The sequence below is a fragment of the Kangiella sp. M94 genome, from assembly GCF_054926195.1.
This window is the reverse complement of record NZ_CM142903.1, coordinates 1,274,993-1,299,278: the sequence shown is the minus strand read 5'-3', so window position 1 is coordinate 1,299,278 and position 24,286 is coordinate 1,274,993. Positions and strand designations below refer to the sequence as shown.

At 43.6% G+C, this 24,286-nt stretch carries 18 protein-coding genes and 1 tRNA gene; 15 read left to right on the top strand and 4 right to left on the bottom strand.

All coding sequences use genetic code 11. The annotated features are described in order from the left end of the window. The first annotated feature begins 16 nt into the window (after nucleotides 1-16). The 9 genes from ACYTXU_RS05910 (at nucleotide 17) to ACYTXU_RS05870 (ending at nucleotide 9,181) form a co-directional block, all read left to right on the top strand. On the top strand, nucleotides 17-1,669 hold the full coding sequence (locus ACYTXU_RS05910) for a Na+/H+ antiporter NhaC family protein (protein ID WP_462209099.1): 1,653 nt from the start codon (nucleotides 17-19) through the stop codon (nucleotides 1,667-1,669). Beyond that, nucleotides 1,644-3,104 (top strand): transglutaminase-like domain-containing protein, encoded by a 1,461-nt coding sequence (locus tag ACYTXU_RS05905; RefSeq protein ID WP_462209097.1) that lies wholly within the window; start codon nucleotides 1,644-1,646, stop codon nucleotides 3,102-3,104. The genes ACYTXU_RS05910 and ACYTXU_RS05905 overlap by 26 nt, the downstream gene beginning before the upstream one ends. A 1-nt stretch (nucleotide 3,105) precedes the next feature. Then, a complete protein-coding gene (locus ACYTXU_RS05900) occupies nucleotides 3,106-3,972 on the top strand; it encodes an MBL fold metallo-hydrolase (protein ID WP_462209096.1) in 867 nt (288 codons plus the stop codon). Nucleotides 3,973-4,259: 287 nt separating this feature from the next. Then, nucleotides 4,260-5,126, top strand: a complete 867-nt coding sequence (locus ACYTXU_RS05895; RefSeq protein WP_462209094.1) for an alpha/beta fold hydrolase — start codon at nucleotides 4,260-4,262, stop codon at nucleotides 5,124-5,126. A gap of 135 nt (nucleotides 5,127-5,261) precedes the next feature. Next, nucleotides 5,262-6,920: a long-chain-fatty-acid--CoA ligase FadD gene (gene fadD / locus ACYTXU_RS05890; protein WP_462209093.1), complete on the top strand. Its 1,659-nt coding sequence runs from the start codon at nucleotides 5,262-5,264 to the stop codon at nucleotides 6,918-6,920. Nucleotides 6,921-6,977: 57 nt separating this feature from the next. Continuing rightward, nucleotides 6,978-8,132, top strand: a complete 1,155-nt coding sequence (gene rnd / locus ACYTXU_RS05885) for a ribonuclease D (protein ID WP_462209091.1) — start codon at nucleotides 6,978-6,980, stop codon at nucleotides 8,130-8,132. Nucleotides 8,133-8,215: 83 nt separating this feature from the next. Beyond that, nucleotides 8,216-8,482: a YcgL domain-containing protein gene (locus ACYTXU_RS05880; RefSeq protein ID WP_462209089.1), complete on the top strand. Its 267-nt coding sequence runs from the start codon at nucleotides 8,216-8,218 to the stop codon at nucleotides 8,480-8,482. A 2-nt stretch (nucleotides 8,483-8,484) separates the two neighbouring features. Beyond that, complete coding sequence (locus tag ACYTXU_RS05875; protein WP_462209086.1) at nucleotides 8,485-8,937, top strand: YcgN family cysteine cluster protein; 453 nt, start codon at nucleotides 8,485-8,487, stop codon at nucleotides 8,935-8,937. Between the two features lie 167 nt (nucleotides 8,938-9,104). Next, a tRNA-Asp gene (locus ACYTXU_RS05870) sits at nucleotides 9,105-9,181 on the top strand. Between the two features lie 907 nt (nucleotides 9,182-10,088). Here the strand turns inward: ACYTXU_RS05870 and ACYTXU_RS05865 are convergent. Further along, a complete protein-coding gene (locus ACYTXU_RS05865; RefSeq protein WP_462209084.1) occupies nucleotides 10,089-10,553 on the bottom strand; it encodes a nuclear transport factor 2 family protein in 465 nt (154 codons plus the stop codon). A 181-nt stretch (nucleotides 10,554-10,734) separates the two neighbouring features. After that, entirely contained in the window at nucleotides 10,735-12,612 is a 1,878-nt protein-coding gene (gene sppA / locus ACYTXU_RS05860) for a signal peptide peptidase SppA (protein WP_462209083.1), read from the bottom strand. Nucleotides 12,613-12,916: 304 nt separating this feature from the next. Between sppA and ACYTXU_RS05855 the strand changes: the two genes are divergently transcribed. From ACYTXU_RS05855 to ACYTXU_RS05840, 4 genes are all read left to right on the top strand, one after another. Further along, a complete protein-coding gene (locus ACYTXU_RS05855; RefSeq protein WP_462209367.1) occupies nucleotides 12,917-14,872 on the top strand; it encodes a 2,4-dienoyl-CoA reductase FMN-binding domain-containing protein in 1,956 nt (651 codons plus the stop codon). Nucleotides 14,873-15,214: 342 nt separating this feature from the next. Beyond that, complete coding sequence (locus tag ACYTXU_RS05850) at nucleotides 15,215-17,104, top strand: sensor domain-containing protein (RefSeq protein WP_462209081.1); 1,890 nt, start codon at nucleotides 15,215-15,217, stop codon at nucleotides 17,102-17,104. 109 nt (nucleotides 17,105-17,213) lie between these two features. Further along, a complete protein-coding gene (gene trhA, locus ACYTXU_RS05845) occupies nucleotides 17,214-17,909 on the top strand; it encodes a PAQR family membrane homeostasis protein TrhA (protein ID WP_462209079.1) in 696 nt (231 codons plus the stop codon). A 91-nt stretch (nucleotides 17,910-18,000) separates the two neighbouring features. Then, nucleotides 18,001-19,461 carry a sensor domain-containing diguanylate cyclase gene (locus tag ACYTXU_RS05840; RefSeq protein ID WP_462209078.1) on the top strand — a complete coding sequence of 487 codons (1,461 nt, stop codon included), beginning with the start codon at nucleotides 18,001-18,003 and terminating at the stop codon, nucleotides 19,459-19,461. A 240-nt stretch (nucleotides 19,462-19,701) separates the two neighbouring features. Here ACYTXU_RS05840 and ACYTXU_RS05835 read toward each other — a convergent pair whose 3' ends face one another. Further along, nucleotides 19,702-21,579, bottom strand: coding sequence for a M2 family metallopeptidase (locus ACYTXU_RS05835; RefSeq protein WP_462209076.1), 1,878 nt, complete (start codon nucleotides 21,577-21,579; stop codon nucleotides 19,702-19,704). A gap of 214 nt (nucleotides 21,580-21,793) precedes the next feature. On the opposite strand from ACYTXU_RS05835, the gene nagZ reads away from it, so the two are divergent. Next, nucleotides 21,794-22,798, top strand: a complete 1,005-nt coding sequence (gene nagZ, locus ACYTXU_RS05830) for a beta-N-acetylhexosaminidase (RefSeq protein ID WP_462209365.1) — start codon at nucleotides 21,794-21,796, stop codon at nucleotides 22,796-22,798. Continuing rightward, on the top strand, nucleotides 22,798-23,193 hold the full coding sequence (locus ACYTXU_RS05825; RefSeq protein WP_462209074.1) for a DUF2288 domain-containing protein: 396 nt from the start codon (nucleotides 22,798-22,800) through the stop codon (nucleotides 23,191-23,193). The genes nagZ and ACYTXU_RS05825 overlap by 1 nt, the downstream gene beginning before the upstream one ends. 671 nt (nucleotides 23,194-23,864) lie before the next feature. Here the strand turns inward: ACYTXU_RS05825 and ACYTXU_RS05820 are convergent. Then, nucleotides 23,865-24,152, bottom strand: coding sequence for a hypothetical protein (locus ACYTXU_RS05820; RefSeq protein WP_462209072.1), 288 nt, complete (start codon nucleotides 24,150-24,152; stop codon nucleotides 23,865-23,867). Nucleotides 24,153-24,286 lie beyond the last annotated feature (134 nt).

The window sequence follows — 24,286 nt, the reverse complement described above, 5'->3', positions numbered from 1 at the left end:
ATAAGTAGGAAAAAAAATGGTTGATTCATCGGATAGACAGCCGAGTATGCTACAGGCTCTAACGCCTGTAGTTTTCTTAATTGTACTGCTTTTTTTATCAGTTAAATTATTTGGCAGTGACTCCTCTTATGGTGGCAATCAAATTGCCTTAATTCTTAGTGCTGCAATTGCATTATTAATTGGCCTGTTTAATGGCCAGACCTGGAAGGAATTAGAGGCAGGAATCGTTGATGGTATCAGTTTGGCGATGGGGGCCATGTTGATCCTGTTGATGGTAGGTTCCTTGATCGGCACCTGGATTCTGGCGGGAACAGTACCGACCATGATTTATTATGGTTTGCAGATTTTGTCGCCCGATTATTTCTATGTGGCAAGCTGCATTATCTGCGCCATTGTAGCAGTCAGTATTGGCAGCTCCTGGACAACCGCCGGTACCATCGGTATTGGTCTGATTGGTATTTCGCAAGGTCTCGGATTAGATCCTGCAATTACCGCCGGTGCTATCATTTCGGGCGCCTATTTTGGTGATAAAATGTCACCATTGTCAGACACCACTAATCTGGCGCCAGCAGTTACTGGAACGGATTTGTTCACGCACATTCGTCACATGGTATGGACGACAACACCTTCCCTCATCATTGCACTGATCCTCTTCACTTATTTTGGTTTGACTAGTGATGTTCCTGCGGAAAATTTAGAGCTTGAATCGACGCTGGCATTACTCGATGCCAACTTTAATATCACACTCTGGTCATTGATTCCTTTAGTAGCTGTATTTGTCATGGCGATCAAAAAAGTTCCAGCTGTAGCAACCATTTTGATTGGTGCTCTGTTGGGCGGTTTATTAGCCATAATCGTACAGTTTAATGTTATTGAAACGTTCGTTGGTGCTGATAGATATGTCTGTGAAAAATCTTCTCATTATCAGTGTGAAGTACAGGGTTTCTCAATTGATAAAGATACCTCAACTATAACTTTTAACTACGTAATGAGTGATACCGATGAAGCTATTAGCAAAACCGTTGTTTTAGATGAGGGGGAGTCCAAATCAATTTCTCTTACCGATGAGCTCGATACTGAAGTTTCTAATTATGGTGATGTGTTAGCTGCTACATTTGCAGTTTGGAAGGCAATATTTGGTGGCTTCTCTATAAGTTCTGGTGATGATTCGCTTGACGAATTGCTTAGCCGTGGCGGCATGGCAGAAATGATGAATACCATCTGGTTAATTATCTGTGCCATGAGTTTCGGTGCAGCGATGGAGAAAACGGGTCTCTTGCATAAATTGGTGTATTCGATCATCGGCATGGCCAAATCGACGGGTTCATTGATTGGCTCAGTGTTATTGACCTGTATCGGTATGAACGTCATAGCTGCAGATCAATACATTGCGATTGTCCTGCCAGGTCGTATGTATCGTGCTGAATTCAAGCGACGAGGGCTTGATGCCAAGAACTTGTCGAGAACGCTGGAAGACGCGGGAACCATTACTTCACCGCTGATTCCATGGAATACCTGTGGTGCCTATATGGCGGCAACTTTAGGGGTCGCAACCGGAGCCTATTGGATTTATGCCTTTTTTAATCTGGTAAATCCGATAGTTTCCTTTATTTATGGGATGCTCAACTTTAAAATAGCCAAACATGACGAGGCTAACGACGCTATTTAAACATCGCTTTTTCCAATCCTGTGTATTAATACTCGCAGTTGTAGCCCTATTGTGGCTAGGACTGCGAGAATCCTCTCCAAAGTATCGTTGGGACTTAGCGACCATCGAACCCTTCAAACAGTGGTATCAAATTAACTGGCATAATCAGGCCGTTGGCAGAGCTAGCGTTGAGCTAGTTGAACAAGACAATCAATATGCGGTTATAGAAGATGATTTTTTGGAAGGGCGAGTTCAAGGACGTCGATTCCAATTTCACTATACCCGTGAGCTGTATTTCTCCACCCAGGCTCCTTATCAACTGACTGGCGGACGACTTTATACGGAAGAGCCCCAGTTGCAGGTAGAAACCTCTTTTGTGAACGATGAGGAGATGAAGGTTTCAGAAGTTCGTAACGACAGACGTTACCAAAAGACTTTGCCATCGGTAGATTACAATCTTAGCGATTACTTCTTTGTGTCCCATCAGATTGAGCAGAACGTCTTGCCTGAGCAAAGCTTTGAAGTGAAAACTCTGAATACTCGCAGTTACAAGGTTGAAACCAGTTACTATCAGGTCCTTAAATCTCAAGCTAATCAGCCCTATATTGCTTTGCAGCAGCGGCATCCGAGCAACGAAGTTAGTTGGCATCGGTTATCAAAGAAAGGTTGGCCTAAGCTGCATGCCTTCGCAAACGGTATGGAATATGTGGCCAGCTCACGGCAGGTAACTCTTAATCCCGAGATGCAGAGTGATCTCTATTTAAACAGTGGAGTTGCGGTGGATAAACCGCTTGGTGCAGCTAATCATATTCAATCGCTAACTTTGGGTATACAAAACGGAAAGATGGGTTGGTTTGAGAATCATCCTGCGGTTACCGTGAATACTGAAAAAGATACTATCCAACTGCGAACAGGCAGTAAATATAAAGCAACTGGTGAAGACTTAGAGTTATTGCAAAAGTTTGAAGCTGAGCGCCTGAACCCCGTTGCAAGGGAGTTAGCTTTGGACGCTATTACTGGCTCGAAAAACGACTGGCAGAAAGTTGAGTTATTAGTCAGTTTTGTTTATGACTACTTGAATTATCAGCCAGTGCCCGCAGGCTTTAACATTGATGACATTCTGGATAACAGAGTCGGTGATTGCACAGAATACGCTCAGCTACTGATTGAAATGTTATCGGCGGCTCAGATTCCGGCGCGGGAAGTTAATGGTCTGGTGTATTTAGGTGATCATGAAAAACGTTTTGGTGGTCATGTCTGGGTTGAAGTACTGGTGGCAGGGCATTGGACTGCCGTTGATCCAACCTGGAATCTGACTGAAGTAACCAGTACCCATATCCCGGTAGCTATCAATCTTGATAGCACTGATTCAGCAAGCACAAAAGACCGTTTTGCTTTTCAGGTGCAGGAAATTCACTATAAAAGCGGAACAGCAGAGCAAATGAAAAGGTTATAACATGGCAAAACATTTTTACTCGATACTTGGCAACTCACAGAAACTGGATGGCGGTGCAATGTTTGGTAATGCGCCGAAAGCCTTATGGCAGCGTTGGGTTGAGGTGGATGAGCAGAATCGTATCGATTTGGTCTGCCGCGCTTTACTGGTTAAAGACGGTGATAAAAATATACTGTTTGAAACGGGTATTGGTGCATTTTTTGAACCTAAATTTAAAGATCGCTACGGTGTCCAGGAAGATGAGCATGTGCTACTGAAGTCGCTGACTGATGCAGGCGTCAGTCACGAAGATATAGATATTCTTGTGTTGTCACACCTGCATTTTGACCACGCAGGCGGCCTGCTAAGCCAATGGCAGGAAGGCAAAGAGCCTGAGCTGCTGTTTCCTAATGCCGAATTCATTATTGGCAAAGAAGCCTGGGAGAGAGCTAATAATCCACATCCACGTGATAAAGCCTCCTTTATTCCAGGCCTGACCGACTTAATTGAACAAACTGGGCGGCTGCACCTGATTGAAGGGGAACACAGTGATTTACTGGGTGATGATTATCGGTTCTTTGTATCAAACGGGCATACCCCGGGCATGCTACTTACCGAAATCACTACGGAGCAGGGACCGGTGGTTTTTGCCGCTGACTTGATTCCTGGAGTACCCTGGGTTCACTTGCCAATCACCATGGGCTATGACCGTTTCCCTGAAAATTTGATTGAGGAAAAGAAGAAGTTACTTGATCGGTTGATTGAGGAAAATGGCCATCTTTATTTTACTCATGACCCAGAAACATGCCTTGGCAAGGTCACCAAAGACGAAAAAGGGCGCTTTACGACCCAGGACAATTTAAAGCAAATCATTAACATGGCAATGTAACTTATTGTTTAATAATTTACAGAGTCTCATTTAGATAAATTGCTCGAAAAAAATGCAGTTTGTTGGAACTTAATGCATGACAACTGTTCAAAATATATACGGAAAGCAATGAAGCAGTCTTGGCTAGATGTGCAAAATTGTGGAATTGTTTTTCTGGTTGTCATTGTCACTTCTCTTTTATGAGTAATTATTTCCTCATAGGGCCATTCACATGGCCCTTTTTTTTGGTCGCTATGCTATTCTTCATCTGTTGTTAACGTACATAAGAGCGATTGAGAAGCAAGATTATGCATGTCAGATTCGACCAGGAATATCACTTTCAAATACACCATAACAAAGTTGCGGTCCTGGAATGGGGCAATCCTAAAGGCGAGCCTATTCTCTGCCTGCACGGCTGGTTGGATAATGCAGCTACCTTTCACTATCTGGCACCCTATTTAGCCGATAAATACCGTCTGATTGCCATTGAGTTTCCGGGGCATGGCCAGTCTGAACATTTGTCGGAAGATGCTGATTATCAGTTTGTTTCGGGGATTTCGATTATTGATGGTGCGCTGGATGTCCTTCATATCGATCAATGTCATATATTAGGACACTCTATGGGCGCTGCATTAGCCATGATTTACGCTGGAGCGGTACCTAACCGAGTTAAAAGTCTGGTTTCTATTGATGCGTTAGGGCCTTTTATATCGACTCCTGAGCAAACCATTGAGCAGTTGGCGCAAGCCATTGACCAGCGCAAAGCTAAACGTAGCCAGAAACGTTATTTCAATTCGATTGAAGAAGCGGCGAATGCACGTGCGCAAGTGAGTGAGTTGAGCGCAGAGACTTTGTTGCCTTTAATTGAGCGCGGTGTAACCTTGTGTGATCGAGGCTATCAATGGTCAAGTGACGCGCGTTTAAAGAATGCCTCGTGGATACGAATGACTGAGCCACAGCTTGAGGCCTTGATGAATAATGTGGCAGCTGAAGTATTGTTTATTCGTGGTAAACAAGGGATGTTGCAGGAAAAGCCGGCCATTGAAAAAAGGCTGTCCTATCTGCAACAGTCTGAATGGATCGACCTTGAGGGTGGCCATCATTTGCACATGCAATATCCGCAACAGGTAGCGGAGCCGATACTGGACTTTTGGGCAAAATTTAATCAGGGTTAGATAGAAAGTTAAGCAACTATTGGAAAATTACGCTCAAAATATCCCAACTGGCGGTTAAAAGTTGCCTTATTCGGTACAATCGGTTACTTTTCTTGGCCATAAAATTTATTAATCATAGCTATAACAGGAAGCTACATGGAAAAAATTTGGTTAAAGCATTACCCAAAAGAAGTTCAGCAAACAATTGATCCTGAACAGTATTCCAGCCTGATGGCCATTTTCGATGAAAGTGTCGAAAAGTTTGGTGATAGGCCGGCCGTCACTAATTTGGGCATCACCTTGACCTACCGCGAGCTGGATCAGAAAGCTCGAGATTTTGCCTCCTACCTGCAAAATGAATTAGGCCTTCAGAAAGGCGAAAAGCTTGCTCTGATGATGCCTAATTTATTGCAATATCCTGTGTGTTTGTTCGGTGCTTTCCGCGCTGGTCTGGCTGTGGTTAACGTTAATCCTTTATACACACCGCGTGAGCTGGAGCACCAGCTTAATGATAGTGAAGCTGATGCAATTGTTATTTTGGCTAACTTTGGTGACACTTTAGAGAAGGTCATTGATAAGACTAACTTAAAACACATCATTGTTACTCAGGTTGGCGATATGTGTTCGCAGCCTAAACGTTTTATTGTTAATTTTGTCGTCAAGTATATTAAGAAAATGGTACCGAGTTTCAATCTAGAACAGTGCCATAGCTTTGTTGACGCCATGACAAAAGGAGCAGCTAAAGAAGTACAGCCTGTCGAGCTGACTGCTGAAGATACCGCTTTTTTGCAATATACAGGTGGTACAACCGGTGTTTCAAAAGGCGCTGTGTTAACCCATCGCAATATGGTTGCTAATGTATTGCAGACTTATGCCTGGATGGGGCCTTTTCTTGATGAAGGCAAAGAAACCATCATTACGGCTTTACCTCTGTATCATATCTTTTCTCTGTGCGTGAACTGCTTATTGTTTGCTAAAGCGGGCGGTCACAATATTTATATTACCAATCCGCGTGATATGAAAGATTTCTGTAAAACACTGCAAAAATATCCCTTTACCGCTATGACTGGAGTCAACACCTTGTTTAATGGGTTGTTGAATACTCCCGCATTCCGCGAGTTGGACTTCAGCAAACTGAAGTTGTCTGTTGGCGGTGGTATGGCAGTGCAAAAGTCAGTTGCCGAAAGGTGGCAAGAGCTTACTAAAACTCCACTACTGGAAGGTTATGGCTTAACCGAAACATCTCCCGTGGTCAGCATGAATCCGCTGGATCTTGAATCCTATAACGGCACCATTGGTTTGCCGATTCCGTCTACCGATGTTGAGATTCGAGACGAAGAGGGTGACGAAGTCGATATCGGTCAACCTGGCGAGCTTTGGGTCAAAGGCCCGCAAATTATGAAAGGTTATTTAAATCGTCCCAAGGAAACTGCAGAGGTCTTAAAAGAAGATGGCTGGTTAGCAACGGGCGACATGGCGACCATTGATGACAAAGGCTATCTGCGAATTGTTGATCGCAAGAAAGATATGATTCTGGTATCCGGCTTTAACGTCTACCCGAACGAGATTGAAGATGTTGTGGCACTTCATCCGGGTGTTCTCGAAGTGGCTGCTATTGGTGAGCCGGACGAAGTGAAAGGTGAGGTGGTCAAAGTGGTTGTGGTAAAGAAGGACAGCACCTTAACCGAAGAGGAGGTTATTAAACATACTCGCGAGCACTTGACCGGATACAAGATCCCTAAAGTTGTTGAGTTCAGAGATGAACTTCCTAAAAGTAACGTCGGAAAAATCCTTCGTAAAGAATTGCGTAAATAGTTACGCAAATTATTCTTCATCCCATGATGCTCATAGACGAGCGTCAGGAGCATAAAATTGGCACGATTTCATTTAGAGCAGCACCAGGACTCAGTTCATGTTGAAACTGTGTCTGATCCTGAGCGTTTACAAGAGCTTTGCCAGTCATGGTTGACTCTCAAAGAATTAGCCGTCGATACCGAGTTTGATAGAACCAATACCTATTTCCATCGACTTGCTTTAATTCAAATTTATGATGGTCAGGAAATATACCTGATTGATCCTTTAGCTTGTGATGACTTATCGGCGTTGATGGAATTGTTTGCTTCATCATCAGTAGTCAAAGCTCTGCATAGTTGTAGCGAGGACTTGGAAGCACTGTATCATCAGTATGGTTTTGAGTTTAACCAGGTTTTCGATACGCAAATTGCAGCATCAATTGATGGTATTGGCCTCAGTGTTGGTTACGGCAATATTGTCGAGCAATTTTTAAGTATTGTGCTGGATAAGGAACATACCAAAACCGACTGGTTGCAACGACCTTTAACTCAGGAACAGAAAGTGTATGCGGCACAGGATGTTCAATATTTGATGCCGGTCTACTATCGATTACGCTACAGCATGTTGGAAAAAGGCATGTTTGAGTGTGTGGTTGAAGATGTGAACAGTATTTTTGCAGCCATTATCCAAGCGGATGATTATGCTGAAGCCTATCTTAAAGTTAAAGGCGCTTTTCGCTTAAATCAATTCCAGCTCAATCGGTTGCAAAAACTTGCCCAATGGCGTGAAACGCTTGCTCGCGACAACAATATTCCTAAGACCTTTGTATTTCGTGACCATCATCTGATTGAGGTTTGCCAGAAAGAAAAAACGACTATTAGTGACTTGCTTTCTATGGGCTGTCATCGAGGCAGTATCCGTAAATATGGCGCTGAGCTGATTCGTCAAATTGAGCTGGCAGACCAGGTTGATAAAGAACAGTGGCCAGAGCCACTACAACCTTTCCATAAAATCCCCAAGAGCAAAGCCATGTTCAATGCCCTGAAAGCCGAGGTTGAAAAAGTGGCTAGTCATAACAATATCCCGGCAGAGGCTTTATGTAATCGACGCCTGATCGAGTATTATATAAAGATGACGTTAGGCTTTAAGGGGCGTCCCAATCGATTCTGGAACAGCTGGCGTCAGCGTTTGCTTGCCGAGCCTTTTAAGCAAGCCATGCAAGAATTTATCTAGCTTTTTACTCACAGTTCAAGGCTTAGAGTTTAACCATTTGTTTACCATGTGTTGCAACCTAAAGTTTTACGAGAAACCTCATTATGATGTGCAGTATTTATAAAAGTGCCAAGAAACCCGATACCTATCTTTATGTTCCTTATGAGACAGATTTTGAAGATTTGCCAGAAGGCTTGACCCAGGTTTGGGGTGAGCCTGAACTGGTCATGCATCTGGATTTAAATGAGCGCCAGAGTTTAGCCTTGTGTGATATCGCTGAAGTTAAAGCCAGGCTGGAAGAAGAGGGCTACTTCCTGCAAATGCCGCCAAGCGAAGAAGAGATAGCGCAACTGATAGCAGGTAAAAAATAACGATGTCCGTCGATAAATTTTGGCTCACCACAGCGTTAAAAGACATGACGCATGAGCAGTGGGAATCACTGTGCGACGGGTGCGCTAAATGCTGCTGTGTACAGTTTATCGACGATGATGATGACCTCTTGATGCAAACCGATGTTTCCTGTCGCTTGCTTGATACTAAGAGCTTAGCCTGCACCGATTACGAACATCGAACCTCAAAAGTTCCAGACTGCGTCCAACTGACTGCAGATACTATTGAAGAATACTTCTGGTTACCAGACACCTGTGCCTATCGGCTGGTGGCAGAGGGTAAAGACCTTCCTGACTGGCATTATTTAATCTCAGGCGATAAACAGCTGGTGCATAAAAAAGGGCACAGCATTAAAGGCAAAGTCATCTCCGAAACAAAGCTTACGGCAGAAGAAGTTGAAGATCGAATCATCTCCTGGATCCCGCTAGCCGATTGAAAAATCATCAATTTGCACAGCATTTAATCGGTTTTCATAAAAGTTAAATGTTTTTATAAAAAAGTTGTTGACCTACCCCAAGAACGAAAGTAATATGCGCTCCGTCGACCGATGAGGTCACCAGCGAAACACCTGTTAAGACTCGCAAGAGACCTAACAAATACTGCGGAGCGGTAGTTCAGCTGGTTAGAATACCGGCCTGTCACGCCGGGGGTCGCGGGTTCGAGTCCCGTCCGCTCCGCCACTATCTTAAAAGCCTGCTTTTAGCAGGCTTTTTTTATTCCTAAATTTAACAGGGACGAGAACCCGCGAGCGGTGTTCGACAAAATCGTCTGGAACGATTTTGAACATCGGAACGAAGTGACGATGGCCACGAAGTAGTCAATTACAGGGAAGTAATTGATAGTCCCGTCCGCTCCGCCACTATACCAAAAGCCTGCTTCTAGCAGGCTTTTTTTATACTTGAAGGAAATAGGGACGAGAACCATCGCGTGACTGAAAGGAATCCCTTTAGGGGAAGTGTGGTTCGACAAGCTTCATGGATGAAGTGAATGCTTGGAATGCAGGAGCAATTCCAAGTGAAAATTGCAGGAGTAACTTTATGGATTACATCCCTGTAATCCACCTGCAAGCAGGCCGGCTAAAGCCGTTTCAGTTTGTTCCTACAAACTTTGAACATCGGAACGAAGTGACGATGGCCACGAAGTGGTCAATTACAAGGATGTAATTGATAGTCCCGTCCGCTCCGCCACTATATCAAAAAGCAGCCTCTGGCTTTTTTTTTGTGCCTGAAGGAAATAGGACTATCGCGTGACTGAAAGGAGCTCTCGCTAATATTCCGCTATTGCTCTTTATAGGATGGGTTAGCATTTATGCGTAACCCATCGTTTTATGGCATGATGGGTTACGGCTAGCGCCGGGTTTGCCCCCTTGGGTATAACCCATCCTATATCAGAAGCGACTTTTACTTCGGGCCAGGACTCGCACATCGAGCAATCCTTCTTTACCAACTTCAATGCATTCATCGTAGGCTGGGATGAATATTATGAATCCCAGCTTTCTGGTTTTGCTAAAGCACGACTTTATGGTTTTATGGCTTGATGGGTTACGCATAAATGCTAACCCATCCTATATTCGATCCGGCATTTACCTCACGGCTCTACAGCCTGATGGTCATAACTCACTACTCGTTTCACTATCCAACTATCAGCTGTACGTTCCCAAATAGTGATGAATTGAGACTTTTCGACCAGGTTGTCGTCAACATAGAAGTTATGTTTTCCAGTTTGAAGAGCACCATATTCTCCTAGTGGATGTATCTCATTGGAGACTAGATGGCGTGTCACTGCAAAGGGTTTGGAGCACTTATCTTCGAAGGATCTGACTTCTTTTTCAAAAGAGGTATTCAGGCCTGTTCTGTCGTCATAAAACTCAATGTCTTCACTAACGATTGTTTTCCAGAGATCCAAGTTGCACTGATTAAATGCTATATCGAAAAGTTTGTTATCCATCGACTGAATTTCTTTATGAAGCACCTCATAATCTGTTTGCAGGGTTTTTCCATAAGTCGCTGTTGATATAAAACAAATTGCCAATGTGGTTATTAAAAGTTTCATTGTTGTCTCTATCGTGGTTTCTATACTTTTCCATTGTAAGTGAGCCAACCAATACTGTGTGTTAGCAATTGTAAGAAGAAGTAGATTGAGCAGGGTAGTTTGAGGGAGCATTAAAGTCTGTTTGTTACAGATACAAAAAAGGCGCTAATTAATAGCGCCTTTTCCTTGTTAACCTTGTCGGTTATAGCTCAACACACATACAGTGTGCGTAGACATGGTTTGGATCGTTAAAGTTGTTGAAGATATTAACGATGCCTTTGGCCTTTCCTAGAACGTGGCCAATAACATCCGTTTCGCTATCTTTAAGCTGTGCAATAACTGCGTCAAGCTTGCCTTCTGCCTTAGCATTTTCAAGCAAGTTTCTGATGAAGATTTCTTCAGCACTTAATTCACGCTTGATGAATTTTACAGCATAGTCATCGCCAATATTGGCAAGTTTTGCTGCTGACTCAATAGCATCTTCCAGGTCACCCAGTTGATCTACAAGACCTAAGCGATGTGCATCTTCACCTGACCATACACGGCCCTGTGCCACTTGATCGACTTCCTCTTTAGTCATGTTGCGACCTTCAGCAACCAGTGACAAGAAACGATCATAACCGCGCTCAATACTGCGTTGTATGAGTTGAGCGATTTCAGGTGAGATACCATCCATCGGATCGAATGCTAATGTCCACTTAGTTGTCCCAACACCATCACGATAAACGCCTAGTTTATTCAGTGGTTCTTCAAAAGTTGGAATCATACCGAAGATACCAATTGAACCTGTAATAGTAGTAGGGTGTGCCCAGATTTCGTCTGAAGTTGCTGAAATCCAGTAGCCGCCAGAAGCTGCAACGCCACCCATTGAAGCAACTACGATTTTGCCTTCATTTTGAGCATGTGCAAGTTCGCTGCGAATGACTTCCGATGCGAAGGCGCTGCCTCCAGGGCTATCGACACGTAAAACGATGGCTTTAACTTTTTCATCAAGACGTGCTTTTCGAATTAAGCGTGCCGTACTATCACCACCGATAATACCTTCTTTGCGGCTACCGTCGACGATTTCACCTTTGGCAACAATCACTGCGACAGTGTCTTTGTTGCTTGGAAGCTCAACCAATGGGCGAACGGACTTGAGATAGTTTTTATGGCCGATAGCTTTATAAGAATCCTTTTCCTCATTCAAGCCAACCATATCAATCATGTATTGGCGGAATTCGCCGCGCGTCATTAGCTTGTCAACAAAGCCTTCTTGAACGGCAAGTTCGCCGCTATCGCCATTGGCTGCTTCGAATTTAACTAAGTAGTTTTCTATGAAGTTATCAAACTCTTCAACTGACATGTTGCGTGAACCGGCAAGATCTTGCTTCATGTGTGCCCATAAGTCACCTAACCATTCCATATTAGCTTCTTTAGCAGCTTCTGACATATCGTCACGAATGAAGGGCTCAACGGCTGATTTGAAAGTTCCTACACGGAACACATGGACTTTAACACCTAGATTATCAAGCGCTGACTTGAAGTAGGTGCCGTTACGACCAAGACCTTCAAACATCAACATGCCAAATGGGTTCATATAAACTTCATCAGCTGCAGATGCCAAATAGAATTGGCCTTGCATGTAGTAATCACCGACCGCGATGACTTTTTTGCCGCTTTCTTTAAAGTCGTCAATTGCTTTGCGAAGATCCTGATATTTACTGATACCCGCATAAACGCCTTGAAAACTATTAACGTTGATAACCATAACACTAATGCGGTCATCGTTTTTCGCGTACTCAATTGCATCTAGCAAGTCATAAATAGAGGTTTCGTTGGGAGCTGTCCCTTGCGCTTCCTGCATGGCTCGTGCCACTGGATCGAGATAGGTTTCCTGTTCAACAATAATGCCTTTAGGGGCAAGAATCAAAGCTGCGCCTTCGTCGACTTTGGGCAGGTCAGGGCCGCTTGCGCAGCCGCGAACAAATAAAATAAAGATTGTCAGTGCGATAAGCCCGATCATTAATCGGCCTGCGACATCGACTGTCTTCCATACGCGGTAAAAGAATTTACCGATCATTGAGTTAGGTTGTGACACGTGAAAGTACCTTTTCTAGTTAAAATAATTTTGCCTGGCGACATTCTATACAAATTGGTTGTTTTATGACTAGTGTTGAATTTAATAATTTTTCATAACTTGTTGTATTACAAGGGTTTCCCTATTCTTTCATTTTGTAATTAAATATGTACTTTTCAGATCTTGATCGGGGATTGCCTTGATCTGGTTATACCAGTAGACTTAAGCTCATCTTTAATCAGAAAAAAAAGACGCGACCGTGACATACTCAAAACTACTCGAACCATTGGATTTAGGTTTTACCACACTGAAAAACCGCGTGTTGATGGGCTCAATGCATACTGGGCTTGAAGAAGAGAAGGGTGGTTTTGAAAAGATGGCCGCATTTTATGCGGAGCGTGCGCGTGGCGGTGTAGCCTTAATGGTGACCGGCGGCATTTCGCCGAATTTCCGAGGCCGTCTTGCTCCTCACTCTTCCCAGCTCAGTTTTGGGTGGCAGGTTAAGAAACATAAAATAGTCACTGATGCTGTACATGCAGCGGGCGGCAAAATTGCACTACAGATTCTTCATGCCGGACGCTATGCTTATCATCCGTTTTCTGTTTCAGCTTCAAAACTGAAAGCCCCCATTTCACCTTTTACCCCCAAAGCACTTTCTAAGCGCGGCATTGCAAAGACCATTAAGCAGTACGCTAATTGTGCACGCTTAGCGAAAAAAGCGGGTTATGATGGCGTTGAAATCATGGGTTCTGAAGGCTACCTCATCAACCAGTTCATTGTGAAGCGCACCAATCATAGAACTGATGAGTGGGGCGGTGCATACGAGAATCGTATTCGTTTTCCGTTAGCAATTATCAAGGCCGTTAAAGAAGCTGTTGGCGATGATTTTATTGTGATTTACAGGTTATCAATGCTGGATCTGGTTGAGGGTGGAAGCTCATGGGATGAAGTGGTGCAATTGGCAAAGGAAGTAGAGCAAGCTGGTGCAACCATCATCAATACCGGAATTGGTTGGCATGAGGCACGTATTCCTACTATTTCTACCTCAGTTCCGCGCGCAGCATTTGCCTGGGTAACTAAAAAGTTACGCAATGAAGTGTCAGTACCACTGATTACTTCCAATCGAATTAATATGCCGCATGTTGCAGAAGAAATATTGAGCAGTGGCACAGCCGATATGGTGTCGATGGCGCGCCCATTGCTCGCAGATGCTGAGTTTGTGATTAAAGCTGAGCAGGATCGTGCGGATGAAATCAATACCTGCATTGCCTGTAATCAGGCCTGTCTCGATCATGTGTTCAAAAATAAACGTGCCACCTGTTTGGTGAATCCGCGTGCCTGTTACGAAACTGAATTAATCGCTAAGCCAATGACCAAAAAGAAACGTATCGCAGTTGTTGGTGCCGGGCCTGCAGGACTTGCTTTTTCAACCGAAGCGAGCAAGCGTGGTCATGAAGTTCATTTATTTGATAAACGCACAGAGATTGGTGGTCAGTTAAATATCGCCAAGCAGATTCCTGGCAAGGAAGAGTTCTATGAAACGCTACGCTATTTCCAAAAGCAGTTACTATTGACAGGTGTTCATGTTCATTTGAACACTGAAATGTCGATTGATGATTTGGTAGGACAATATGATGAGGTTATATTGGCCAGCGGCGTGGTTCCAAGAATCCCCAATATTCCAGGAATTGATAGTCCAAAGGTGATGAGTTATATCGATGTTCTGTGGCATAAAAAGCCTGTGGGTCAAAAAGTTGCGGTAATTGGCGCTGGTGGTATTGGTTTTGATGTCTCTGAGTTTTTAGTGCATGAAGGCGAATCGCCTACTTTAAATCTTGATGAATGGTTAAAAGAGTGGGGCATTGATGCTTTGTATCAATTGCCGGGTGGGTTATTAAAAGAACCAGAGTTTGATCCGGCAGCGCGTGACGTGGTGATGTTGCAACGTAAATCAAGCAAGATGGGTAAAGGACTTGGAAAAACAACAGGATGGATTCATCGTGCCAGCCTCAGGCACAAAAATGTGCGCATGATTACCAGCGTGCAGTACAAACAAATTAATGATGATGGTTTAGTCATTGAGTATGAAGATGGGCGAGAAGAGCTGTTGCCGGTAGATCATGTCATTATTTGTGCAGGACAAGTACCATTAAGAGCCATGCACGATGAACTGGCCGAGAGAGGGGTTCCGGTGCATCTAATTGGTGGAGCGGATGTGGCTGCCGAGTTGGATGCAAAGAGAGCCATACGGCAAGGAACAGAGCTTGCTTTCGATATTTAACTCGTTAATGCAAACTTGCATTGCGGTAAATGCTTTAAAATAAAGAATTTTTAATTTGCCATTAAATTGACAATGCAAATTTGAAGTGGTAGAAATAACCTATAGACGGACTTTTTATTGGGTTATTTCTATGGCTTGGATAACGGATTTACTGCCTTTCTTGAATGGGCTGGCTGCAATGCTTGCCTCGGCATTTTTTATTTCATATTTTTCTTATCAATCTTTTCTTAGCGAACACAGACTCAAACATTCAGTAAGAGTTGATCACTTTTGCTTGGTTTTGCGTAAGTTTCATTCATGTAATGACCAATCTACCTGCAAAGGGTTTGCATCGAGGTAGACATGCATAAGTTACTGAACCGTCAAATTCAAAACTATTTAAATGGTGATCATGAGCTATTGCCGAAAAGATTTCTAAAAGCAATTGATGAGGCTTATAAAAGAGCTGAGGAAGAGCGCCTTTGGTATGAGCAGTCTTTGTCGTTAAACTCGGGTGAATCGCGACAACGATTTAACCATCTACAAAATAAGCTAACCGATCTGGAGCAAGTTAAACACGAGCTTGAACAAAGTATCCGCAAGCTCAGAGTCACCATGGATGCAGGTTATGATGGCATTGTGCAGATAAGTTCGGACGGTATCCCTACAGCCTATAATGATACTGCGCTCAAAATGCTTGATATGTCAGCAAAGGAATTCCAGTCACTAAGCTACTTTAAAATCTGCCGCCACCTCCTGAAAAATATTAATAATCCTGAGATTGTCATTAATCAGATCCGTAAAACGCTGATTAAACAAGAGGATAGTGGCAATATTCTGATCGAGCATAACGATGGCCGATTTTTTGAGTGCAAAGCCAAAGCACTGGAACTTGATGGTCAAACTCAAGGATTGGTCTGGACCATTAAAGACATTACTGACCTTAAAATGAAGGAGCGAGAAGCTCGTTATCTTGCTTACCACGATGAACTGACTAACCTGCCGAACCGAACCATGTTCTTTGAGCGCCTGGAACATGGCTTAGAATTGGCCAAAAGAAAAGATGACTATCTAGCTGTTATCTTTTTAGACTTAGACGAATTCAAAACTGTCAATGATACTCTTGGCCACGCTCAAGGTGATCTTTTACTACAGAAAGTAGCTGAGAGAATTTTAGTTGCCTTGAGAGAACATGACACCTTCGCACGGCTTGGTGGCGATGAGTTTGTGATTATGCTTGAGGATGTGGAGGATAGAGATGCGATTGTTAACGTCCTTGACAGGATTAAGCATGCACTTGACTCTGCCATTACTTTAGGTGCTCATCAGGTCTATATAACACCTTCGATTGGCGTTGCTATACATCCAGAAGATGGCTCTGATGCAGCAGATCTTTTGAAGAAGGCTGACATGGCCATGTATAACTCTAAAAAACAGGGTAAAAACACCTACAGTTTTTATTCTAATCATCTGGAACAATATTCTAAATACCGCCTGTCAATGCGCACCTCTTTAAGGCGCGCACTGCGAAACAATGAGTTTTACCTTGAGTATCAGCCCAAATTTTCATTGTTAGACAAAAAAATGGTCGGCGTTGAAGCTTTAATTCGCTGGAACAACAAAGAAACGTTAATGTGTCCAGATGAATTTATCAGTGAAGCAGAGTCTAACGGTATGATCATTCCAATAAGCCAGTGGGTAATTGAGCAAGCTTGTCGAGATATCGCTCAATGGAAAGGCGACAGTGACAGCTGCTGTCCAGTTAGCATCAATATCTCACCGCGCTACTTCCAGCACGGCAACCTGGTTGAAGACTTGGAAAAGTACGTGAAAAAATATGGTATCAAGGCAAGTTGTATTGAGATTGAAATTACTGAACAGGCTTTTATTGCAGATATTGATAATGCCATCACAAGGATGCAAAAACTTAATGATATTGGCGTTATGATTTCGATTGATGATTTTGGCACCGGTTACTCTTCATTTAATTACCTGATGAAGCTGCCTGTTCAACAATTAAAAATTGATACCAGTTTTATCCGTTCGCTCGAGGAGTCAGAAATTCAGCACTCTTTAGTGGCCGAAATCATCAAAATTGCTCATCTGTTTGGGCTATCTGTCGTAGCCGAAGGGGTTGAGAATGAACACATTGTTGACTTGTTAACTTCTTATGATTGCGACCAGGCACAAGGTTTCTTGCTTGGTTCGCCAGTTCCCGCTAATCAATTCTATACAGAATTCCTTGCTGCCTAGCTTTTTAACCCTTCAAATTTCAACTCACAAGTGTACGCTCAACTATTGACCTCAGGCTCAATGTCAGCGAAGATAGCCGCATCTGGTCGGATCTGAACAAAGGCACCGCATGTCAAATAATCTAGAACATTCCAAAGAACACAATATTGCCCATCTAGATGTTGAGTTAACTGAACATACCTACAGCATAGGGGAAGAAATCGCCAATGCTTTGATTCATGGAATAGGGGCGTTACTGAGCGTAGCTGCCATGACTATGATGATCATGACTTCTGTGCAGCTTGAGGATGGTTGGAAGCTTGCAAGCTCGATCGTGTATGGTTTGAGCCTGGTCATTCTTTTTACTTCATCTACCCTTTACCACAGCTTTCAACCAGAGTTCGTCAAAAGAGTCTTCCAGACCTGTGATCACTGTGCCATTTATTTCCTTATAGCTGGTACTTATACTCCTTTCGTCTTAGTCAGTCTGAACGGCATCTGGGGCTGGATATTATTTGCTGTGATTTGGAGCCTGGCATTGTTTGGTGTAATTTTTAAAGTAAAGTTCAAGCAAAGGTTTCCCAGGGTTTCTTTGATCACTTATATCCTGATGGGGTGGGTGATTGTTGTGGCTGCAGGTGAAATGCTTGAGAAGGTCCCGATGCCAGCTTTGTGGCTGTTGCTGGCAGGCGGGTTGTCCTATACGTTTGGAACTATTTTCTATGCAGCAGATAAAAAAATTCCTTATAACCATGCTATCTGGCACCTATTTGTCCTAGGGGGCGCCGTCTGCCACTTTCTGGCTATTTATCTATTTGTTATTTAATTCCAATTTCAGGACTGTTTAAAAAACACACTATTTTTAGTTGTTTATCCATGCTCAATCAAGTAAATTGGCGGAGCATGGATGGGGAATTATGTTACTAAAATCATACTTATCACAAAATTTTCAAAAGGGTAATAAGGAATTAAGAGAAGGGAAGCGCAGCACCAGCCTCGTTTCAATCACTTTACTTCTGTTATCAACCTCAGCTTATTATGCCAGCGCTCGCTTTGGCATGAGCCTATTTACTTTATTTCCAAGCAACATCAGTTTGCTTTGGTTACCTTCTGGTATCGGATTTTTAATGTGCTTACGTTGGGGCTGGAAGGCAGTTCCTTTGATTGTCATTGCAGCGTATTATGTCAACCTGCCGGGCATGGAGGTTGGCAGTGTACAAAATCCAAAACTGCATACTCTGATTTCAGCTATTGCCGATTCTTTCCAGGCTTGGCTCGCGGCGTTATTGTTTAACAAGTATCTGCATAATGGCGCAGATAATCCAAGAGGCTTATCTAAATTTATATGGTGGGTGTGTGTCATCCCGCCAGTTATTACTGTCAGTGTTATCACCATAAATCTTTGGCAAGGTGGTTATCTTTTAGCCCATCAGCTCGAACAGTTTTTTATCAACCTGCTGTTAGCAGATTCTCTTGGCATACTACTAGTGTACCACGTCTATAACAGCCTGAAGCTGGACCCCGTATTACTAAAAAAACCTTCTCTGAATTTGTGTGCTGCTATTTTACTCATTCTGGTGATAGTTTTACTCGGTACTACGCGCTACCCAGCCATTACTTATTTGATTTTACCCGTTCTAGTAATTATGAGTTTAGAGCTCAGGCTTTTTACCGTGGCGATCATTAGCACTCTAACTTTTATCAGCTTAATTACTGCTACTCACTTTGAATTAGGCCCATTTGTTGCGCGCACAGACCATACCACAGCTTTTCAGTTAATGGCCTTTATTTATGCTTGCGCCATCACGGTGTTTGGTCTGGCGTTACAACAATATCAGATGCGTCTTGCTAAAGAGTCTAAAGCGCGTTGGAAGCAGGCTGCCGAACATGATGTTCTAACCGGGTTACCCAATAGACGTGCTTTTATGCCGGCGTTAACTAAAGAACACCACCGTTCGATTCGTCTGGGGCACAACTATTGCGTCATTATCTGGGACATTGATGACTTTAAAGTTATTAACGATACTTATGGCCATGATTTTGGTGATTGCGTTTTAATAAAGCTTGCTCAAGTCATGCGTGAAAGCTGTCGAGATATCGACTTTTATGCTCGAATTGGTGGGGAAGAATTTGCGGTTTTATTACCGGAAACCGACCTTGAGTCGGGTAAAAAGGCTATGGAGCGTTTCAGGCATCAAGTCGCCAATGAAGTCTTTATTGCTCCAGACGATACCGAACATTCAGTAACCATCAGTATTGGTATTTCTTGTTTGGATGGGCGTTCAATCCTCGAGTCAGATTTGTTGGCTGAAGCAGATAAAGCTCTCTATAAATCAAAAGAACAAGGCAAAAACCAAACTAACTCGTATAGTTGTTAAAGTAAAGAAAGTCTCTTAATACTCGATAAATTGCCATAGAACAATACCTTATAAGTCTGACGATGGGTTACGCTCAAAGAGCTAACCCATCCTATGAGCTTATTCAGTTAGATCCGTAGGCTGGTGATGAGAGAAGCCTACTAAACGCCACTGGATTATGAGTAGCTCAATTGCCCTTGGTACTATGAGAAGATCAAAAAAGGCGCCCGAAGGCGCCTTTTCTTGTAACAGAGGCAGTAATTACCAGCCACAGTTACGGTCTTTGTTTTGCTCATCTAACCAGGTTTTCAACGGAGCATAGTACTCAAGTACCGCTGTTGCATCCATTTCACGCTGGCCGGTCATAGCTTCCAAAGCATCCTGCCATGGACGGCTTGCACCCATTTCCAACATTGCATTCAACTTAGCACCCACCTCTTTGTTGCCGTAGAAAGAACAACGGTGAAGCGGACCTTCATTGCCAGCCATCTCACACATGTCGCGGAAGAACTGGAACTGAAGGATGTGCGCAAGGAAATAACGCGAGTAAGGCGTGTTGCCCGGGATGTGGTACTTAGCACCAGGATCAAAGTCAGCTTCGGTGCGCTCTACCGCAGGAGCGATACCTTGGTACTGAGTACGCAGGTTCCACCAGCCCTGATTGTATTTATCAGCAGGAACTTCACCGCTGAATACCTGCCAGCGCCATTTATCAACCATTAAACCGAAAGGTAAGAAAGCAACTTTATCCATTGCAGAGCGCATTAACAATGCGATATCAGCATCGGCATCTGGCTCTTGTTCAATCAATCCAATCTGCTTTAAGTAAGCAGGTGTGATGGAAAGGGCAACGGTGTCGCCAATGGCTTCATGGAAACCATCATTGGCACTGCCTTTATAAAGAATCGGTTGATCTTTATAAGCGCGCTGATAGTAGTTGTGTCCTAGCTCATGGTGCACGGTCTGAAAATCTTCAGCGTTGATTTCAGTACACATTTTGATGCGGATATCTTCCTGGTTATCTAAGTTCCAGGCGCTCGCATGACACTGTACATCACGGTCACGAGGCTTAACAAACAATGAGCGTTCCCAGAAAGTATCAGGTAGTGGAGCAAAACCTAACGAAGAGAAGAAGTTTTCAGCAGTCTTAACCATTTTCTTAACCGCTTTTTCTTTCTCGTTATAAGTGACTACTTCGTGGTCAACACCATAATGGTTGCGAAGAATTGGATCCAGGTCAACGCCTTTAGCGGCAGCTTCAGGAGCGACTAAGTCGTAGATGTTTCCCCATTGTTGAGCCCACATATTACCTAGCAAGTGAGCTGGAATAGGTTTGTCCAAAGCAACTACTTCATCGCCATACTCTTCGTTAAGCTCAGCACGAACGTGGCAGTGAAGGGCTTCATAAAGCGGTTCAACCTGGCCCCATAGACGATCCATTTCTTTGGCAAAATCATCGGCAGGCATGTCGTATTTTGAACGCCACATAGCACCGGTGTCTTTATAGCCCAGTTCTTGTGAACCTTCGTTTGCAATTTGAACCATCTCTTCATAAAGAGGGCGCATTTTTGGAGATACCGTACGCCAGCCTAGCCAGGCTTCAAACTGCTCTTGAGGATCGCGTGAAGTGCGCAGCACTTCGCTTAATTCGCCCAAGCTACGACCATCAGGGCTTTCACCTTTAGCGTAAATACTGTCCAGTTCAGAAGTGATTTCAGCCAATTTCTTGGTTTTGTCTGCATCAGAAGGAGCAGGAAGAGTTAAACCTAACTTGATCATTTCAAGCTTACGATTTAAGTCATAAGGCAGCTCAAGATCATTAAACTTCTTTGCGCCATTGGCTAATTCGACACCAAGCTTGGTGTATTCTTCACCGACTTTAGCATTCAACTGAGTCGTATCATGTGTCACAAAGTTAGCATTGACCCATGCCACTCTTGCGCCATACTCAGAGATTTCAGATAGACGCTTTTCAGCATCTGCTACGAACTTTTCGGCATCAGCAACTGTTACCTGAGCTTCAGTTTGCTGTGTTTCATTGACCTGTTGCTTGTCAGCGCTCTCATCACTGCAAGCAGACAAACCAAGCAGCGCACCGATTAAAACGGCACTACTGACGGCATTCTTAATTTTAATCATAAACTATACCTTTAACTCCAAAGTGTAAATGTTTGATATCTTTATTATGTTGTTGAGCTTAGCCCGTAAAGACTTGCTCGATGACTCCTACCAGCCAAACATTATATCGGTTTTTGCTAATTTTAGAAGCAAGCAGTTATCTTAAAGCCTGTTATCGGTTACCATTGCACACAATTGATTGTAATAACCTGTATTGGAGCCCGAATTAATGAGTATTGGCCCCTTGATGCTTGATATAGAAGGATTGGAAGTGAATGCCCGTGAGCGGGATTTACTACAGAATCCACTATTAGGCGGCATCATTCTATTTAGTCGTAACTATCAGTCGCCGCAACAGGTTGCGGAGCTGTGTCAGTCGATCCGTGAAACAGCAGCAAGAGACATCCTGATTGCAGTGGATCACGAAGGAGGGCGGGTGCAGCGCTTTCGTGAGGGCTTTACCGCAGTTCCTGCAATGGGAACTATATTGCTTGAAAACACTGATCACCAACTGGCTAAGCGTAAAGCGTACCAGTGGGGTGCCATGATAGCGATTGAGGTGCAGGCAGTAGGCATCGACTTTAGCTTTGCGCCGGTGCTTGATTTGAACAAAAACATCAGTCAGGTGATTGGTGACCGAGCTTTCTCGGGCAAGGTGGACGAAGTGATTGAGTTAGGCCGCGAGTTTATTCGTGGTATGAATGATTACGGCATGGCCGCGACAGCGAAGCATTTTCCCGGGCATGGCTCTGTCGAAGCAGATTCACACATTGATATTCCGGTCGATGAACGTCCTCGTGAACAAATTATCAGTGAAGACATGCGTGTCTTTGCCGAGTTAGCTCAAGACTATCAAGCTGTAATGCCAGCCCATGTCATTTATCCTTCTTTTGATAAACAGCCTGCAGGCTTTTCCACTGTATGGCTACAAGATATTCTTCGCGGCCAATTAGGCTTTGATGGCGTCATATTCAGCGACGACCTGAGCATGAAAGGTGCCGAAGTGGTCGGCGGATACTATGAGCGTGCTGAAGCGGCCATTCAGGCAGGCTGCGATATGGTTCTAGTGTGTAATCATCCCACAGAAGGCCAGGAGCTGGTTGAACAATTTGATTTTGACTGCGATCCTAAATCAGCTCAGCGCTTACTGAAAATGAAAGGGAAATCATTGAACTATTCCCTGACACGAGTGCAGGGGAGTGATCAGTGGTTAGAATTGAAAGATAATTTATTGGCTTAATGATTGAAACTGAAAAACATATGACTAAAGACGACGATATGACTAAAGAGAATACAAATAAAGAGAACCCAACCGAACAGAAAACCGACAGCTTTACTCAGTTAACGCCTAAAGAAGAGCTGATCATGAAATTGAATGGCGAAACCGCCATTGTTGCCTGGAAAGAAATCGAACGCTTCTTCGCCAAAGGCAACTTATTGCTCATTGATCAGGGTGTTGATCTGATCAATTGCGCAGCAGACCTGTCACTGGACAACGCAGAAGCCATTAAACCATTAATCGACTCGGAAAAAATCCAACGCATGCCGGTAGAATTTGTTAAAGAAAACTGCCAGCCAGAAACAGAGTTCTGGTCAGTAGTCGTCGCACCTTACATCTTGGCGCAGCTAAAGTAGCTAGTCTCTGTCTCAACCGGTTCCAAGCCTGTAGGGTGGCGCTCCTGCATGCCCCTAATAAGTCAGCATGAAAATATAAGCATTTGTAGGCTGGTGATGAGCGAAGCGAATCCCAGCAAAGCCCTTTAAGCCACCCAAAAAAAGCTGGGATTCGCTTCGCTCATCACCAGCTTACGGTATTTCTTAATATAATACGGATATAGGATGGGTTAGCTCTTTGAGCGTAACCCATCGTTGGTGTAATTGATGGGTTACGGCTACCGCCGGGTCTGCCCCCTCGGGTATAACCCATCCTATAAATGAGAATCTTTAAGGCTTGTCATCCCGCAGCCTTTACCGCGTATAAGATCGCCTCTGATGATTTTATGGCTATTTTGAGTAAGACAAATTTGAGCAGCAGAGAGAATCGACGCTGACTTCAGAGGATTACAGGATATATTTAGTAAGAGTAACTCGCCGAGTGGCGAAAACTTCCTGAGAGGATAGACAAAGTCATTGAAACCGGTGGTTATAGCCGCGGGATGACACTAATTTAGGTCGGAAGAAAATTGATATAGGATGGGTTAGCTCTTTGAGCGTAACCCATCAATGACAAAAAAAGCCACTCAATCGAGTGGCCTTTTTTGTTCTAACTTAGCAGGAGTCGTAATCGACTGACACCTTACCTAATTTTACTGATGATGAATGACTGTGTGGATTACACGGTCATATTCAAAATAAACGGTGAAACCAGAGTAAACCCATTTAGTGATTGGCGGGTCGCCTACTGGACCATGAACTGCTTGTGGCGATCCAAATTTTTGCTCAACGCTTGTTTGAGTAATGCCACTTTTCGGCGTTTCTATAGCAGCACTGCCTTGCTCGGAAACAGGAACTCTAACTTCGTCAGCTTGAACTGTCCCAACAAAAGTAGCTAAAACCACAGATAAGCTTATCGCTAATCCTTTTAATGCTTTCATCTTACGACCCCTTTAATCGTTATTTTCTCTAGAATATCAAAAAATTAGGTAACATTGCTAATAATTTTAACCGATAACTTGACTCCAAATTGTGAACCATTCAATATGACGCCAACTTTGTTTTACCAGATAAG